Genomic DNA, 15,315 nt, shown 5'->3' with positions numbered 1-15,315 from the left:
ACTCTGAGAAGGTAGTAGGCATGATTGCGGAGAGCTTCGGACGCTGGAATCCGACCCGAACGTGGCGAACGGCGTCCAGTGTCGACAAGGTTCGCCTGTACACGCGTCAGTCGTTCTTTGTCCTCGGCATTTTCTTCGGGATATTCGGCGGTATCACCGAAGCGGCCATGCATCGCTACCTCGGAGCGCTCTTCGTTGTGATCAGCGCGGCCGCAGCCGTTGTCGCAGTGGATCGCATCCCCGAGTTGGGTGGGACCAGCACCGCATCGGTGAAGGTGCCAGTGGTGGTCATGACCGTGGCGGCGCTCTGCTCTGCGGTTATTGCCTTACCGGCTGACGACGCGGGGCAGGGTCCGTATTTCTGGCTGGCGATGATCGTCCCGGTGCCGTTTGCGGCTTTGGTGTCGTGGCGATGGGTGATGCTGGGAGCAGCCGTTGCTGCCGGCGTGTGTGCGCTTGCCGGGCGACCCGAGATCGGCATCCTGGTGGCATGTGTGGCGGGTTTCATGACCTTCACGGTGCAGCTGTCGGTATGGCTTTTGCGGATGGTCACCGAACTTGACGAGGCACGCGGAGCCGCGGCCGCACTGTCGGTAGCCGAAGAGCGCCTCCGCTTTTCGCGTGACCTTCACGACGTGGTCGGTCGTGCGCTGTCGGCAATCGCGGTGAAAAGTGATCTGGCAGCTACATTGTCGCGTCGCGGGGACGATCGCGCTGCCCAGCAGATGGACGAAGTGCGTGATCTCGCACAGGAATCCCTCGCCGAGGCACGTGAGTTGGTGCGCGGCTACCGATCCATTGCACTGGCGTCGGAGCTGGCGGGTGCGCGATCACTGCTCGAGGCGGCGGGAATTACCACCGACATTCGCGGATCTGCAGATGCCCTGCCCATCGAATTGGCGGAAACCGCAGCGTGGGTTGTCCGCGAAGGCGTGACGAACATACTGCGTCATTCTTCCGCGCAGCAGGCAGTTATCGAGGTAACAGGTGAATCCGTGTCGATAGCCAACGACGGTGCAGTGCAACAACGCGCAGGTGACGGTACCGGTGTGAATGGGCTACGGGAACGCGTCACAGCTGTTGGTGGCATCCTCGAGGTCATCCACGATGAAGGTACCTTCACGCTGACCGCACATTTTTCTTCCCCGATCAAGGAGTCTCGGTGACCGAGCCGATCAAGGTATTGCTTGCCGACGACGAAAATCTCATCCGATCCGCACTTGCGATGATGCTCTCGCTCGAGGACGACATAGTTGTTGTGGCCGAAGCGGAATCGGGAGAAGCAGCCGTTGTCGCCGCTGTGGAATTTCAGCCGGACGTTGCCGTTTTGGATCTTCAGATGGCCGGTATCGACGGGATCGAAACGGCGCAGGAGATCGCACAATCCGTGCCGGGATGTGCGTCGATCATTGTGACGAGCCACGGCCGTCCGGGCTACTTGAAGAAGGCGCTCGCGGCCGGTGTCCGAGGATTCCTTCCGAAGACGACGTCGGCAACGACCCTCGCGGAAGTGGTTCGCAGCGTTCACTCCGGTGGACGATACGTCGACCCGTCGTTGGCAGCCGAAGCGATCGGCGCCGGTGATTCACCGCTGACACCGCGGGAAGCGGATGTGCTCGAGTACGCGGCCGACGGTGCATCCATAGAAGAGATCGCGACCCGCGCACACCTGTCGGCGGGCACCACACGCAACTACTTGTCTTCAGCCGTCACCAAACTCGGTGCGGCCAATCGACATGAGGCTGCGGTGATCGCCCGCCGACAGGGGTGGATTTAGGGCCGAAGGCCCCTACAACACCTGCGACAAGAACGCCTGCAATCGTTCCGTTTCCGGATCGTCGAAAAGCTGTTCCGGAGTTCCTGTTTCGACAACGGCGCCACGATCCATGAACAGCACCTTGTCGGAAACGGAACGGGCGAAGCCCATTTCGTGGGTCACGACCACCATCGTCATGCCGGATTTCGCGAGGTCTGCCATGAGGGCCAACACGCCCTTGACCAGTTCGGGGTCGAGGGCCGATGTCGCTTCGTCGAAGAACATGACTTCGGGCTTCATGGCCAAGGCCCGGGCGATCGCCACACGTTGCTGCTGGCCACCGGACAGGTTGCCCGGGCGGGAATCCGCCTTCTCTCGCAGTCCCACCAGTTCGAGCTGCTCGAGGGCCAATGCGCGAGCCGCGTCCTTGGACAGTCCCTTGAGCTTGTTCGGTCCTAGTGCGATGTTCTCGGCCACAGTCTTGTGCGGGAACAGATTGAAGTGCTGGAACACCATGCCGATGCGCTGTCGCAACTCGTCAGGGTTGTCCTTCAGGACGGACTTCCCGTCGAGGAGAACGTCACCCTGCTCGGGCTCGTGCAGACGGTTCAGCACGCGCAAGAGCGTCGACTTACCCGATCCGGACGGCCCGATGACGGTGACGGTATTGCCGGCGTCGACGTGGAGGTTGACGCCCCGCAGGACCTTGTTGGTGCCGAAGGACAGGTGCAGGTCCGTGCCGGTGAGGGAGACGGATTTCAGTTCAGAGCTGGTCATGTCCTCAGCCCCTTTCCACGACGATGGCCTGCTCGAGCGGATCCAACGTGCCGGAAGTGTCGGCGCGTCCCGTCCGGAGGCGATTGTCGATGTAGTTGACGAGGTGGGTCAGCGGGATGGTCAGCGCGAGGTAGAACAGGCCGGCCGCGACGAGCGGTGACAGGTTTCCGGTCTGGGCGTTGAGGTCGCGTCCCACGGCAAAAAGTTCGCGCTGTGTGACGAGCAGTCCGAGGAAGTAGATCAGCGACGAGTCCTTGATCAGCGAGATGAACTGATTCATCAATGCAGGCAGAACGCGTCGTACACCCTGAGGAATGACCACAAGCGACATGGATTTGCGGTAGCTGAAGCCCAACGCGCGAGAGGCCTCGAGCTGGCCGGGTTCGACGCTCTGGATACCCGATCGGAAGATCTCGCCGATATACGCCGACGCGAGTAGCGACAGCGCCGCGACGCCCAGCCAGTACGGGTTGCTGCCGGTGATGTTCTTGACGATGGGGCCGACGCCCAAGCCGACGATCAAGATGATGACGACGGCCGGCAGGCCGCGGAAGATGTCCGTGTAGACGCGCGCCGGCCAGCGCAGCCAACGCGTCCGCGAGATTCCCGCGACTGCCAGCAGCATGCCCAATACTGTGCCGATAACGCCGGACGCGAGCGCCAGAATGATGGTGTTGGGCAGACCGGTCTTCAGGAGATCCGGGAACGCTTGCTTGTACAGCTGCCAGTCGAAGAACGTGTCCTTGAGCTGCTGGAACGTCGACTTGGGCTGGTAGGTCGTCGTCTCGTCCGTCGTGGCAGGCTTCTCGGCCGCGAGGGCGGCGAAGTCCGGCAACTCAGGCGTCGCGGCGGCCTTGGAGCCGGGCTTCCAACCCTCGGGAAGTTCGCGCGGAACCCAGTCGGAGTAAAGCTCGGCCCAGGTTCCGTCGGCGATGACGGCGTCGAGACCCGAGTTGAGGGCGTCGATGAGCGGCTGGTTTTCCTTGTTCACTGCCCAGCCGACAAAGTTGTTCACCGAGAAGGTGTTCTGGATGATCGACGTGGGATCACCTGGGGCGATGGCGCCTTCGGCCTGCTGTGACGGTGCGACCCAGGCGTCGATCTGGCCGGATTTGAGGTTCGCGTACGCGGTTGCGTAGTCGGGGAACTTCACCGGATCGAGCTTCAAGGTGTTGACGACGTAATCGTCCTGAACCGTTCCCTGTACGACGCCGATGCGTTTGGACGCGTCCAGATCGCCGAAGCCGGTGATGGGGCTGCCGTTGGGCACGACGAGGGAGAAGTAGCCGAAGTCGTAGCCGTTGGTGAAGCCGACGGTATTACGACGCTCATCCGTGGTGGTGATGGACGAGGAGCCGACGTCGAAGCGGCGTCCGGCGACCTGCGCGAGCAGACCGGCAAACTCGGTGCCGACAAACTCGACCTTCAGGCCCAGCTTGTCTGCGATGGCTTCGAGGAGCTCGTTGTCATAACCGGTGTACTGATTCTCGGAGTTGACGCAGATGCTCGGCGGCGCGTCGCCGAGCGTGCCGACGGTGATGACACCCGGTTTGATCAGGTTGAGTTTCGAGATGTCGATCTGGTCGATCGGGGTGACGGTGGCCGTGGTGTATCGGTCTTCGGCGCCCGCACCTGCGGCTGCGTCCAGGTTTGTGGGCGCTGCGGTTGCAGCTCCCACTCCGGGAGGCGCACACAGGTCTGTGGGGGCTGCCGATGATTCCGAACTGCTCGAGCACGATGACAGAGTTAGCGCCAAGAGTGCGGTGAGGAGCAGTGCCACCACCAAGCGGATCTTCGCTGCGACGGAGGAAAACATGCGAGCAGCGTAGTCCTAACCGTAGCGATCTCCGGGTGGAAGAACGCTTGCAGATTTTGGACATCAGGCTTCTGCACTGGGCGCACGCGTTCAAATCAGCATGATTTTAAGTATCGGCGGGCGCGAGAAATAGTCGGACTGCCCCGGACCGAAGGTCAAACCGCCATCGACAGAGTATCCATTGCTTCGGTGAGGCGACGCCGGTGAGCGGGCGGCGACTCGATCAGCGGAAGGCGCACGCCGGCGTACGGGATGATTCCGAGTTCTGCCAGGGCGGCCTTGGCCATGACCGCACCTTGGGACGTGCGCATGATGGCGTCCACGATCTCGAGTAGCGAGCTTTGGACAGCGTTCGCGGAGCTGAGGTCGCCGACCCGGACGGCGCTGATGAGTTCGGCGTTGCGGTCGGCGAGGACGTTGCCCACGACGCTGACCACGCCGGTGGCGCCACACGCGAGGTAGGGCAAGTTGAGCTCGTCGATACCGCAGTAATAGGCCAGCGATGTTCGGGACATGACGGTCATTGCTTCGAAGAGATCGCCCTTGGCATCCTTGACCGCCCGGATCAGGGGGTGGTCGGAGAGTTCGATCAGTGTGGAGGTTTCCATAGCGACGCCCGTCCTGGCGGGAACGTCGTAGAGCATCACGGGCAGTTCGGTGGCGTCTGCAACCGCGACGCAGTGGGCCACGATTCCGGCCTGAGTCGGCTTGGAGTAATAGGGGCAGACGAGAAGCAATGCGTCCGCTCCCGCTGCCTCGGCGTCGCGGGCACGACGGATGCTGTCGGCAGTGTTGTAGGTGCCGACACCAGCGATCACCCGAGCCCGATTGTTCGACTGTTCGCTCACTGCTCTGACCAGTCGCGTCATTTCGGGTTCGGTCAAGGTGGGCGACTCGCCGGTGGTTCCACCGACGACGATGCCGTCACATCCGGTGCTCAACAGGTGGTCGACGAGACTGGTGATGCCCGTTTCGTCGAGCGTTCCGTCGGGGCGCATCGGAGTCACCATGGCGACGAGGTTGGTGCCGAAGAGTAGTTCGGCGCGGTGCTGCGAGATGGTCATGAAGTGATCGTGCCTGTGCCGATACCTTCGGTCCAGCGATGGTTTTTTCGCGATATTGCGTAGTCTGGCTTCATGATCGATGTCGGAGCTTTGCGGGCGCTGCGGTCGGTGGCCGCTCTCGGAACGCTCGCGCGAGCCGCAGAGGAACTCGGGTTCACAGCGTCGGCGATTTCGCAGCAGATCAAGAGGCTCGAGCGTCAAGTCGGTGTGCCGGTGCTTGCGACTGCAGGCCGCGGAGTTGTGCTCACGCCCGCCGGGCAGGCCATCGTCGATTCGGCGCCCGATGTGTTCGACGCGCTGGAGCGTTGCGTCGAAGCGGCACAGTCGGTTTCGGACGGTGCGCCGCGCGGAGTACTCCGCGTAGCGGCATTCTCGACAGGAATCCGGGGGCTGCTTGCGCCGGCGATCGTGCGATTGTCGACCGAGTGCCCGGACCTACAGGTGCGCGTCACCGAGCAGGACCCGGACCAGGCGCTGCACAGCGTCGACGCCGGTACAGCGGACTTTGCGGTTGTTCACGATGCCGATGGATTGCCGCCTTCGCTTCCTTCATCGCTGGCCGAGCGTCACATTCACACTGATGTCGGTGATGTCGTGATGAATCGGACGCATGCACTTGCGCAGCTCGACCGACCTCTGACCAGTGCCGACCTAGCGGGTCACGCGTGGGTGACAAGTCCGCCGGGGACCGTGTGTCACCAGTGGTTCCGACGGTTGTTCGCCGACGTCGGTGAGGATGCCGACGTGCGACATCTGGTCGACGACTTTGCCACGCAGCTGTCGCTGGTTTCTTCGGGAGAGGTAATCGCTTTGATTCCTCGCCTTGCCCGTCCGCCGTTGGGGGAAGAGTTGGTGTCGCGGCCACTGGCGCGGGCGCCGAAGCGTGAGGTGCATGCAGCGTGGCGCCGAAGCGCGGATTCCAGCCCGGCGATTCGGGTAGTGCTGCAAGCCCTTGATCCGGCAACCCTCGGTGACGGCTCAGGGGGCCGCAGCGGTTGACTCGCTGTGTCCGGCTCCGAGTGGGTCTTGCCACGTGGTCCACACGTCTGGCCCGAGTTCGATCTCCGCTGTGGTGAGTAGGCAGGCATCGAGTTCTCTGCGAAGTCGAACCGGGTCGATGCCCTGGCCGATGAAGACGAGCTCCTGCCGGCAGTCGCCGACGGGTTCTTCCCACTTGTCGAGGATTCCCGAACGACGGTAGTCATCGGCGGGCCAGAGATCGTCGGAAAGAAACTTCCACCATCGTCCGACGTATCCGTGCCGGATGAGATGTCCGGCCTGAGAAATACTCCCGATCTCGGTGAACCGGAAGGCATTCCAGAAATAGCCCTTGGCTCGAAGTAGCCTTCCGTTTGTCCACTCGCTCGTGAGGAAGTCGTGTAGCCGTTGTGGGTGGAAGGGTGCGCGCTCGCGGTACACCACCGAACTGATTCCGTACTCTTCGGTTTCGGGGGTGTGTTCACCTTGAAGTTCTTGTAGCCAGCCAGGGGCCTGCGCAGCTCTCTCGAGAGAGAACAAACCGGTATCGAGAATGGTGTCGAGTGGAATTCGGCCATGAGTCATCGGCACTATCGCGGCAGTCGCATTCAAAGATCGTAGGACCGCTGTCAGTTCGATCAGGTGTTGTGGCGTCACGAGATCGGCTTTGCTCACCAGGATGACGTCGGCAAATTCGATCTGATCGACCAGCAGATCCGAGATATCGCGTTTGTCTTCCGGCGCTTCGGCTTCGACGCGACCCCCAGCCGCGTAGTCACGGAGAAAACTGTGTCCGTCGACGACGGTTACCATGGTGTCGAGGCGAGCGATGTCCGCCAGAGCGTGACCGTCGGTGTCGATGAAAGTGAACGTTTCCGCGACGGGCAGCGGTTCGGAAATGCCCGAAGATTCGATGAGAAGGTAGTCGAAGCGACCGTCGGCGGCCAGCGTCGCAATCTCAGCGAGAAGGTCTTCACGCAGAGTGCAGCAGATGCAGCCGTTGGTCATCTCGACCAATTTCTCCTCGGACCGACTCAGCGATATCTCGCGCTCGACTTCTGCACTGTCGATGTTGATTTCGCTCATGTCGTTGACGATCACCGCAACCCGGCGGCCCTCACGGTTACGCAGAATCTCGTTGAGGAGTGTCGTTTTCCCGGCTCCCAGGAAGCCTGAGAGCACCGTGACCGGAAGTCGTGTGTCGACCATGATTTCCAGAGTCCTTCCGGATGAGTGGATCGCTGTGGTTTGGCGGCGGTCGTGCAAAACGGTGCGATCGCATGACCGCCGCCTGGCGTTGCGGGAAGATCAGGGTTGGTGGAAAATCAGGCCGTCGGCTCGAGGTACCCCTCGAAGAGATCGACAACGACGCTTCCGCCGTCGGTGTCGCGGCCGAACAGTTCCTCCGCGGCGAACTTCACGTGGTAAGTGGGTTCTTCGCCGGCGTCGTTGCGCCCGTGACCGATTGCGTCGGGGAACGGCCACTTCTGGGTGGTCCGATGAGAGATGGTTCCCACCCGTCCACGGCAGTACGCAGGCATTCGAATATGCCCCGGAACGTACTCGTCGCGCACGCGTACTCGCTGACCAACTTCGAAGGTGGTCGTCTCGACGGGTGCAGGCCGCCCTTCGGATTCGCTGGGTCGTGACAGCGGGAACGGTCCGCCTGCAAGAGTTTCGAGCTCGTCTTGCGTCAGGATCCCTTTTTCGACCATCAGAGTAGCGACGCCGATGACGTACCTCTCGTAGTACGGGGTCATCATGTAATGCCGGGGTTCCATCCGCTCGACGACGTATCGAACTTCGTCGACGCTGAATGCCCCGAGTTCGGCGACACCGGCGAACATCAGGCTGTACGGCAGGTGTTCCCACTCGGCATGGAATGTGGGGCCGATGTCGGCGTTGACGGTATGCGGGACTTTGCCGAAGCCTTGAACTCCGGCAAGATCGTGTACTCCATCCATGGTGTGCTTCTTTCTTGTCGGTGTGATCAGACGGTGGGGACCTGCGGGATTGCGACCCCGATCAGGCAGTCCTTGGTGACGATTTCCTGCAGCTGCGCCTGGCTCCAGCCCTCGGTGCCTGCGGGGCGTTGTGGGAGGACCATGTAGCGAGTTTCGGCGGTGGTGTCGTAGACGCGAACCTCGGTATCCGATGCGATCTCGGTTCCCATCTCGGAGAGAACCTTCCGTGGCTCACGGACCACCCGCGCACGGTATTCGAAACTCTTGTACCAGGTGGGCGGCAGACCGAGAATCGGCCAGGCGGTGCACGAACACAGTGAGCACACGATCACGTTCTTGAGCGTCGGAGTGTCTTCGACGGCCACGATGTACTCACCCTGAGGTCCGAGATAGCCGTACTGAGCCACTGCCGCAGTTCCGTCGGTGAGGAGTAACTGCCGGAATTCGGGGTCGGTCCAGGCTCGCGCGACCAACTCGGCGCCGCGCTGGGGGCTGAAGTCCTCTTCGAAGGTCTTCTTCCATCCCTCGACGTAACCGGCAGGGACCAATCCCTTGCCGTCGAGTGCGCGGAACAACGCCCACGCGCGATCGGAGACCGGTGCCTGGGCTGGTGCCGCATTCTCCGTTGTGTGGTCGACCGTTACTGACATTGTGTTTCACCTTTCCTGTGGGGGCTGATCACGTGTGAATCGGTGGAATAAGGACTGTGGACGTGTGGCGGGCTGGCGCCGGAAATGCACCGCGAATCTTCTCGAATGCGCGACCGACATGTAGTACCTTTGCGTCGTCGAAACGCTTGCCGGTGATCATCATTCCGGTCGGCAGACCGTTCACCAGACTTGCCGGGACAGAGAGAGAAGGGTGGCCGGTGACGTCGAACGGTGCGGTGTTGGCGACCATGCCGAGGGCCTTGGTGATGAAGGTGGCGCGGTCGACATTCGCAGCGGGCAACTCGGATGCGACATACGGCAGAGTAGGCATCACCAGCACGTCGTACTGTTCCAGCGCGGCATCGTAGGCGGCACGGGCATGGGGCACCAGGTTGCGGGCTTTGCCGTAGGTGGCACCTGCAAGCGCGGTAACACCGTGATGTCCGGTCAACGCAACCAGTTTGACAGTTTCCGACAAGTCATTCGCATGCTGAACACGGCGAGAAGCAAAGTGTGCCATCAGTTCCGGGTCGTAAAGACCTTCGACATTGAGTCCGTATCCGTTGCCGTCGAGCATCTGGTAGGCGCCCCCGTCAGTGGCAATGACATTCCAAATATGGAAGGCGTGCACGTGCCAGGGAATGCTCACTTCCTCCACAGCGCAGCCGGCCTCGGTCAAGCTGTACGCCGCTGAACGGATGGCGTCGTCGACGTCCGGTTGTGAGACGGCCTGACCGAATCCTTCTCGCACAACACCGATTCGCATCCCCGCTACGCCGGAGCCGAGGTTGGACAAATAGTCGTCCGTCTCGAGATTCTCGGGTTGTCGGGGGTCGTTGCCGTCGCGGCCTGCAATGACCGAAAGCATCAGTGCCGCATCGTCGACGCTGCGAGTGATCGGCCCGAGGTGGTCGATGGTGCGCTCGATAGGAAAAGCGCCCGTGTAGGGGACAAGTCCGAAAGTGGGCTTGTGCCCGACGACGCCACAAAATGCAGCAGGGATACGAATCGATCCACCCTGGTCTCCGCCGATGGCAATGTCGACGTCACCATTGGCCACGAGAGCTGCACTGCCACCCGATGATCCACCGGCCTCACGGTGCGGGTCCCATGGATTGCGAACGGGTCCGCTAGCCGGGGTGAAACTCGAACCGGAGAAGCACAGGTCTTCGCACACTGCTTTGCCGGCAACCGTCGCCCCGGCTGCGAGTAGTCGAGTGACGACAGTGGCGTCGCGGGAGGGAACAAATCCTTCGACCGACCGTGACCCGTTCATCATCGGCACGCCCGCCACACTGACGTTGTCCTTGATCGCTACCCGACGATCGCCCAGGACGCCGTCCGATGTCGGAAGAATCTCGGTTGTCACATACCAAGCGCCCAAAAGATTTTCGTCAGATTCGGGTGTCCGGTATTCGCGGGAGATCGGCGTTGGTGCTGCTTCGTCGGCATACAGTTGATCGACTGCATCGTAGGAGCCGAGCGCTCCGTCGATCAGGGCCGGCCACTCCCGCTTGGCCGTATCGTCTAGGTCGATTCCGTAATGCTGTGCAGCAGAATCTATTGCGTTGTCATCTGGTCGAATTATTGCCATGAGAAGTGTGCTCCTGATCTGATCAGTGTGTGGCGTCGCGCAGCATTCCGGTGTGCGGGTGACAGTTGATGTACTCGTACTGCTGTGCGTCCGCGTCGAATACCGAGACCTCGTGGTAGAGGCGGAGTTTCTCCAGATTTTCGGCTACACGAAAGAACGTGGTGAAAATGCGTAGGTGGGTCGGGTGGGACTCCGACCAGCGCTCGAGATTGTCGAGCGAGGCCCAGTGTCCGATGTTGTAACTGAGGTCGAGAAAGTTGCCGTCGATGTCGATGTTGCGCACAAACCTGTTGCTGTAGCAACCCACTGCCTGGCCGTTGTCGCGGAGGAAGTCCATTCCCGCTTCGAGAGTCGGCAGGATTTCGTCCAGGTACAGACTGCGTTCGTCTGCTTCGGCATCGGCCCAATCTTGACCGGATCGAATCAATGCGATGTTGTCGTGCCCGCGCACCACTACACGGCCACCTGCTGTGGGATCGCCTGCGATCACACGTAGTTCGCCGGACGGCTGCATCCAGTCGGTTTGGGAGATCGGAAATCGTTCGCGCATCGAACCCCAGTAGCCGTGTTCGTTTATGTCGCCGCTGATGCCGTCCATCACCGCTCCGACACCGGGGAGATTATCTTGGAACGCGTACAGCGTTTCGAACTGCTCGGCCCGCGGTGCCACGATCTCGCGGAAGAAACCCAAGCCGTCAGACAGGCGGTCAGCAGATTCCCACCAGTCCGCCACCGCTCGGGAATTGCTCCAACGTTGTTGGGACACAGGGTCCGTCCAGTACCCTGCGACAATCAAGTTCTCGTAGCCTTGGTTGTCGAGGTGGTGGGTCAGATCGTGGTGTAGCGCGCCGTCAGCCAGATCGAGACTGGCGACTATGTGGCGCATGGCTGCCAGTGCGTCCGAACGCTGTTCGTCTCCGCGGAATTGCACGCCGAAGTAGCCCATCACCACTTGGTGCAATTTCTCGTCCGAGCGTCCCACCCACATGGGAAACGGCGGTGCGTACGTATCCGGAACCCTACGAGTCAAGGTCCGTGGGCATTTGAGATGTTCACTGATCGCAGATTCCATGAGCACTCCATCCGAGTAGGTCATCGGTTGCCTGACGCTTCGGCAACGGCGTATCGAAAATCTACGCCCGCAACGCCCGGCAAACTTGACCAGAAATGCCAGAAACATGGACCACAGTGCCAAGAACCTCGGTTTGTTCCTGCAGTGCCGGATTTTCGCGGCGATCTCGAATAGATAAGTAGCGCAGTAGGTTACGTGCGCGTTACCGTTTGTTACCGGGGTGAGGCAGGGTTCGCGGAATCGAGTGACGCAGCGAGTGATTCCGAGCGGTAGCGGCGAGGACTCATCCCGAACTCGGCTTTGAACGCTCGACTGAAGGTAGAGGGGTCCGTAAATCCCCATCGGTGAGCAATTTGAGTCAACGACCGCTCTGCGGTCCCGTGTCGCACCATCTCTCGGCGGCAGACTTCCAGGCGACGACGTCGAATCGAGCGTGAGACAGTCGTGCCGTGTTCGGCGAAGACCCGATGCAACTGTCGAATGGAAACCGCGACCGATTCAGCGATGTTTACCGGCGACAGCGACGGGTCCTCGATGCGGTCGTCGATGACCGAAAGTGCCATCTCGTAGAGGTCGTTGCGATACGAGGCGACCGGACGGATTGTGGTGTGCAGGAACGATTTCACCAAATCGCTGATTTCCTCGATGATCTCAGCCTCGGCTCCGGCGACATCAGAGGCCATGCGGACTGACGCAAGATCGTGAAGAAAGCGACCTAGAAGTCCACTCACGCCGGTGTGACCGTCAAACGCAACGGCGGTAAGGCTCCGGATTTCAGCGTCCGCGAGCGCCAGAGATGGCCTTGGCCAGGTGAAGACCTCGAGTCCCCAGAACCCGTCGTTGGGATGTCCCTCGAATTGCCAATCGAATGGACGGGTGGTGTCGTACAGCACGTAGTCACCGCATCGCAGTACGCATTCTCGCTCGTCCTGCCGCACTATCGCGCTACCGCGGCGGATCATCCCGATTTGCAGGTAGTCGGCGCCGTCGTCCCTGATCAAACTGTTGCTGCGCACTATTCGTTGTTCCATCGACTGAACGGCAGCAACCTTGATGTGGGCAAGCTGAGCCGATTGGACAGCGCCGGTGAAACGTGTGCGGTCGTCGATATCGGATACGTCCAGAGCGACAAAATGTTCGCGCAGCAGATCTGCCCAGTCCCCGGCGATAGTTGCCCGAGTGGCAAGCGGAACATCAGAATTCTCGAGCATTGACGGGCACCTCCTCGGAGAAGAATCGAGTTGTTCGGTTGGCTAAACATCGAATGTGCTTAGTCTGGCGTTCATCCCGATCGAGTAGGAACGGGCTTCGCTCTGTGGGAGAAGAGTAGTCCGCTGTGTGTGAGGTGTCGATCGACATCACTCGTAATTCTCACTCGGGCGTTCGCGTTCGAAAAAATTGTTTGCCATACAAACAACACCAAGTTATTGTTTGTCATACAAACAAGTAGGAGTGCGTCCATGGCCACCGAAGCAGTACCGGCAGCGCGAGCAACACGGCAATCCGGGAAGCAGACCCGTCAGGCTCTCTTCGACGCGGCTACGGAACTGTTTCTCGAGCATGGTGAGTGCGTATCCATCGCCCAGATTTGCGCGGCCGCCGGCGCTCATCCCAATCAGGTGACGTACTACTACGGATCCAAAGAGAAGCTTTTTGTCGAGGTCGCCTGCGCTGCTGTTCTCCGGGCAGGTAAACGCGCCGAGGTTGATGCCGCGGACGCCGCTACCGTCGGTGACTACACCGAGAAACTTGTCGGATCGCTGCTCGGTACGGGAGCTCCGAGTGTCGAGATCTTTGTCGAAGCGATGATGATGACGGGCCGACGCGGCGAGCTACGCGATCTCATCTCCGAGACGCTCCGCACCTTGCACTCCTCAGGCGAAACTGCCCTCCTCCGAACCTTGGTCCGCACCGGTTGGCAGCTGCGCGCGGGCATCGACGTCGAATCGAAAGCCTTCTGGTCCGCGATCTTCGGCCTCGTCATTCAGAAGACCGCAACCGGCGAGAGCTTCGGCTACTCGCTCGAGGAAGCGGTAGCCGTCATCTTCGCCACCCTTCAGATACCCGACGCAGTACTGAACAGCTCGATGGAGTGAAACTCTCTCTCCATCAGGACTTTTAAGGATTTGCCGATGAACATCGTTCGCGTATTCGACAGCAATGTCACCAAGACGCCCGACAAGCCGTTCCTGATCGCAGGCGGCCACGAACACTCGTATCAGCAGGTTCAGGACGGAAGCCGGCGTGCTGCCGCGTATCTGGAAGATCTGGGTGTGGGGCGTGGCGATCGTGTAGCTCTGATGTGCTTCAACACACCAGGTTTTGTCTACGCGATGCTGGGAGCCTGGCGTCTGGGCGCCGTCGTCGTTCCCATCAATCACAAGATGCAGACGCCTGAAGTCGCCTACGTACTTGGACACGCCAAGGTGTCGGTGTGTGTCTTCGACGGTGAACTGGCACCGGTCGTCAGTCGCCTCGAAACCACCGCAAAGTTGGTCAGTACAGACTCTGCCGCAGACGGTTTCGACTTCTTCGATGACGCCATCAGTAGCGTGGACGGTGTGGACGGCGTCGAGATCGACGAAAACGATCCGGCCGAAATCCTGTACACCTCAGGTACAACCGGCGCTCCGAAGGGCTGCGTCCACAGCCACCGCAACGTGGTCGGGGTGGCGATCACTGCCGGCCTTGCCGTCTCGACGACGCGGGATGAGCGGCTGCTCATGGCTGTTCCGATCTGGCACGCGTCACCGCTCAACAACTGGTTCATGTCCACGCTCTACATGGGCGGAACGGTTGTGCTGGTTCGTGAGTACCATCCGGTGACATTCCTGGAAACTGTTCAGGAACAACGTATTACGCTTTGCTTTGGTCCTCCGGTCATCTATACGACAGCCCTCAACATGGTGCCGAACTTCGCCGACTACAACCTCGGTAGCGTCCGTGCGTGGTTGTACGGCGGTGGCCCCATCGGTGCCGATGTTGCCCGCCGACTCGTGGAGTCCTACGGCACCACCGAGTTCCGCCAGGTCTACGGCATGACCGAGACCGGTCCTGTCGGCACGGTGCTGTACCCAGAGGAGCAGTTGACCAAGGCCGGGTCTATCGGCAAGTTCGCGCTTGCCGGTGTGGATCTGCGGGTCGTTGGTGACAATGGCATCGACGTGGAGCCCGAGCAGATCGGTGAGATCTGGTTGCGTGCCGACACCGTCATGCAGGGTTATCTCGATGATCCCGAAGCCACTGCGGCCGCGTTTGCCGAAGGAAATTGGTACCGAACAGGCGATCTCGCGCGCACCGACGAAGACGGTTATCTCTTCATCGTCGATCGCGCGAAGGACATGATCATCACCGGCGGCGAGAATGTCTACTCCAAGGAAGTGGAGGACGTGATCTCCGGGCACCCCGATGTTGTCGACGTGGCCGTTGTCGGCAAGCCCAACGAGGAGTGGGGCGAAACCGTCGTTGCGCATGTCGTGTGGCGTGAACCTGGCGTCATCGATGCCGACGACATCAAGACCTACCTCTCGGACAAGCTGGCGCGCTACAAGATTCCGCGTGAGGTGGAATTTGTGACCGTGCTCCCGCGTACACCCACCGGCAAGATCCAGAAGCACCTCATCCGCAGCGCGAGCTGAAAGGTT

Annotated in this window: 14 protein-coding genes; 5 read left to right on the top strand and 9 right to left on the bottom strand. The window is 60.9% G+C overall.

Going from position 1 to position 15,315, the window contains the following annotated elements:
• Nucleotides 1–20: 20 nt before the first annotated feature.
• Together KYT97_RS19160 and KYT97_RS19155 are read left to right on the top strand one after the other, a co-directional pair.
• Nucleotides 21–1,166 carry a sensor histidine kinase gene (locus KYT97_RS19160; protein WP_141485286.1) on the top strand — a complete coding sequence of 382 codons (1,146 nt, stop codon included), beginning with the start codon at nucleotides 21–23 and terminating at the stop codon, nucleotides 1,164–1,166.
• Complete coding sequence (locus tag KYT97_RS19155) at nucleotides 1,163–1,777, top strand: response regulator transcription factor (RefSeq protein WP_033237040.1); 615 nt, start codon at nucleotides 1,163–1,165, stop codon at nucleotides 1,775–1,777. The genes KYT97_RS19160 and KYT97_RS19155 overlap by 4 nt, the downstream gene beginning before the upstream one ends.
• Before the next feature lie 12 nt (nucleotides 1,778–1,789).
• Here the strand turns inward: KYT97_RS19155 and KYT97_RS19150 are convergent, their stop codons facing one another.
• From KYT97_RS19150 to dapA, 3 genes are all read right to left on the bottom strand, one after another.
• Nucleotides 1,790–2,533 (bottom strand): amino acid ABC transporter ATP-binding protein, encoded by a 744-nt coding sequence (locus KYT97_RS19150; protein WP_033237041.1) that lies wholly within the window; start codon nucleotides 2,531–2,533, stop codon nucleotides 1,790–1,792.
• Between the two features lie 4 nt (nucleotides 2,534–2,537).
• Nucleotides 2,538–4,349, bottom strand: coding sequence for an ABC transporter substrate-binding protein/permease (locus KYT97_RS19145; protein WP_219110474.1), 1,812 nt, complete (start codon nucleotides 4,347–4,349; stop codon nucleotides 2,538–2,540).
• 155 nt (nucleotides 4,350–4,504) lie between these two features.
• Nucleotides 4,505–5,413 carry a 4-hydroxy-tetrahydrodipicolinate synthase gene (gene dapA, locus KYT97_RS19140; protein ID WP_219110473.1) on the bottom strand — a complete coding sequence of 303 codons (909 nt, stop codon included), beginning with the start codon at nucleotides 5,411–5,413 and terminating at the stop codon, nucleotides 4,505–4,507.
• A gap of 72 nt (nucleotides 5,414–5,485) precedes the next feature.
• On the opposite strand from dapA, the gene KYT97_RS19135 reads away from it, so the two are divergent.
• Entirely contained in the window at nucleotides 5,486–6,412 is a 927-nt protein-coding gene (locus tag KYT97_RS19135; RefSeq protein ID WP_095887514.1) for a LysR family transcriptional regulator, read from the top strand.
• On the opposite strand, the gene KYT97_RS19130 is transcribed toward KYT97_RS19135, so the two are convergent.
• The 6 genes from KYT97_RS19130 to KYT97_RS19105 all read right to left on the bottom strand — a co-directional run bounded on the left by KYT97_RS19130 (nucleotide 6,392) and on the right by KYT97_RS19105 (nucleotide 12,882).
• Nucleotides 6,392–7,600, bottom strand: a complete 1,209-nt coding sequence (locus KYT97_RS19130) for a GTP-binding protein (RefSeq protein ID WP_095887513.1) — start codon at nucleotides 7,598–7,600, stop codon at nucleotides 6,392–6,394. The two genes, KYT97_RS19135 and KYT97_RS19130, sit on opposite strands and share 21 nt — an antisense overlap.
• Before the next feature lie 116 nt (nucleotides 7,601–7,716).
• Nucleotides 7,717–8,355, bottom strand: coding sequence for a nitrile hydratase subunit beta (gene nthB, locus KYT97_RS19125; RefSeq protein WP_092805235.1), 639 nt, complete (start codon nucleotides 8,353–8,355; stop codon nucleotides 7,717–7,719).
• Between the two features lie 26 nt (nucleotides 8,356–8,381).
• Nucleotides 8,382–9,005: a nitrile hydratase subunit alpha gene (gene nthA, locus KYT97_RS19120; RefSeq protein ID WP_219110472.1), complete on the bottom strand. Its 624-nt coding sequence runs from the start codon at nucleotides 9,003–9,005 to the stop codon at nucleotides 8,382–8,384.
• Between the two features lie 28 nt (nucleotides 9,006–9,033).
• Entirely contained in the window at nucleotides 9,034–10,599 is a 1,566-nt protein-coding gene (locus KYT97_RS19115) for an amidase (protein ID WP_045065972.1), read from the bottom strand.
• 22 nt (nucleotides 10,600–10,621) lie between these two features.
• Nucleotides 10,622–11,671, bottom strand: a complete 1,050-nt coding sequence (oxdA, locus tag KYT97_RS19110) for an aliphatic aldoxime dehydratase (protein WP_045066813.1) — start codon at nucleotides 11,669–11,671, stop codon at nucleotides 10,622–10,624.
• Nucleotides 11,672–11,883: 212 nt separating this feature from the next.
• A complete protein-coding gene (locus tag KYT97_RS19105; protein WP_219110471.1) occupies nucleotides 11,884–12,882 on the bottom strand; it encodes a helix-turn-helix domain-containing protein in 999 nt (332 codons plus the stop codon).
• A gap of 249 nt (nucleotides 12,883–13,131) precedes the next feature.
• Here KYT97_RS19105 and KYT97_RS19100 point away from each other — a divergent pair, with 249 nt between their 5' ends.
• Entirely contained in the window at nucleotides 13,132–13,767 is a 636-nt protein-coding gene (locus KYT97_RS19100) for a TetR/AcrR family transcriptional regulator C-terminal domain-containing protein (protein ID WP_033237050.1), read from the top strand.
• A 36-nt stretch (nucleotides 13,768–13,803) separates the two neighbouring features.
• Nucleotides 13,804–15,309 (top strand): class I adenylate-forming enzyme family protein, encoded by a 1,506-nt coding sequence (locus tag KYT97_RS19095; protein WP_172937215.1) that lies wholly within the window; start codon nucleotides 13,804–13,806, stop codon nucleotides 15,307–15,309.
• Nucleotides 15,310–15,315 lie beyond the last annotated feature (6 nt).

Source organism: Rhodococcus globerulus (assembly GCF_019334125.1).
GTDB classification, from domain to species: domain Bacteria; phylum Actinomycetota; class Actinomycetes; order Mycobacteriales; family Mycobacteriaceae; genus Rhodococcus_F; species Rhodococcus_F globerula.
This window is presented reverse-complemented; position numbering and strand designations above follow the sequence as displayed.

Coding starts and splice junctions, on each gene's coding strand:
- KYT97_RS19150 (WP_033237041.1), bottom strand. CDS start 2,533: ATGACCAGCTCTGAACTGAAATCCGTCTCCCTCACCGGCACGGACCTG.
- oxdA (WP_045066813.1), bottom strand. CDS start 11,671: ATGGAATCTGCGATCAGTGAACATCTCAAATGCCCACGGACCTTGACT.
- KYT97_RS19160 (WP_141485286.1), top strand. CDS start 21: ATGATTGCGGAGAGCTTCGGACGCTGGAATCCGACCCGAACGTGGCGA.
- KYT97_RS19100 (WP_033237050.1), top strand. CDS start 13,132: ATGGCCACCGAAGCAGTACCGGCAGCGCGAGCAACACGGCAATCCGGG.
- nthB (WP_092805235.1), bottom strand. CDS start 8,355: ATGGATGGAGTACACGATCTTGCCGGAGTTCAAGGCTTCGGCAAAGTC.
- dapA (WP_219110473.1), bottom strand. CDS start 5,413: ATGACCATCTCGCAGCACCGCGCCGAACTACTCTTCGGCACCAACCTC.
- KYT97_RS19135 (WP_095887514.1), top strand. CDS start 5,486: ATGATCGATGTCGGAGCTTTGCGGGCGCTGCGGTCGGTGGCCGCTCTC.
- KYT97_RS19130 (WP_095887513.1), bottom strand. CDS start 7,600: ATGGTCGACACACGACTTCCGGTCACGGTGCTCTCAGGCTTCCTGGGA.
- KYT97_RS19105 (WP_219110471.1), bottom strand. CDS start 12,882: ATGCTCGAGAATTCTGATGTTCCGCTTGCCACTCGGGCAACTATCGCC.
- nthA (WP_219110472.1), bottom strand. CDS start 9,005: ATGTCAGTAACGGTCGACCACACAACGGAGAATGCGGCACCAGCCCAG.
- KYT97_RS19145 (WP_219110474.1), bottom strand. CDS start 4,349: ATGTTTTCCTCCGTCGCAGCGAAGATCCGCTTGGTGGTGGCACTGCTC.
- KYT97_RS19115 (WP_045065972.1), bottom strand. CDS start 10,599: ATGGCAATAATTCGACCAGATGACAACGCAATAGATTCTGCTGCACAG.
- KYT97_RS19095 (WP_172937215.1), top strand. CDS start 13,804: ATGAACATCGTTCGCGTATTCGACAGCAATGTCACCAAGACGCCCGAC.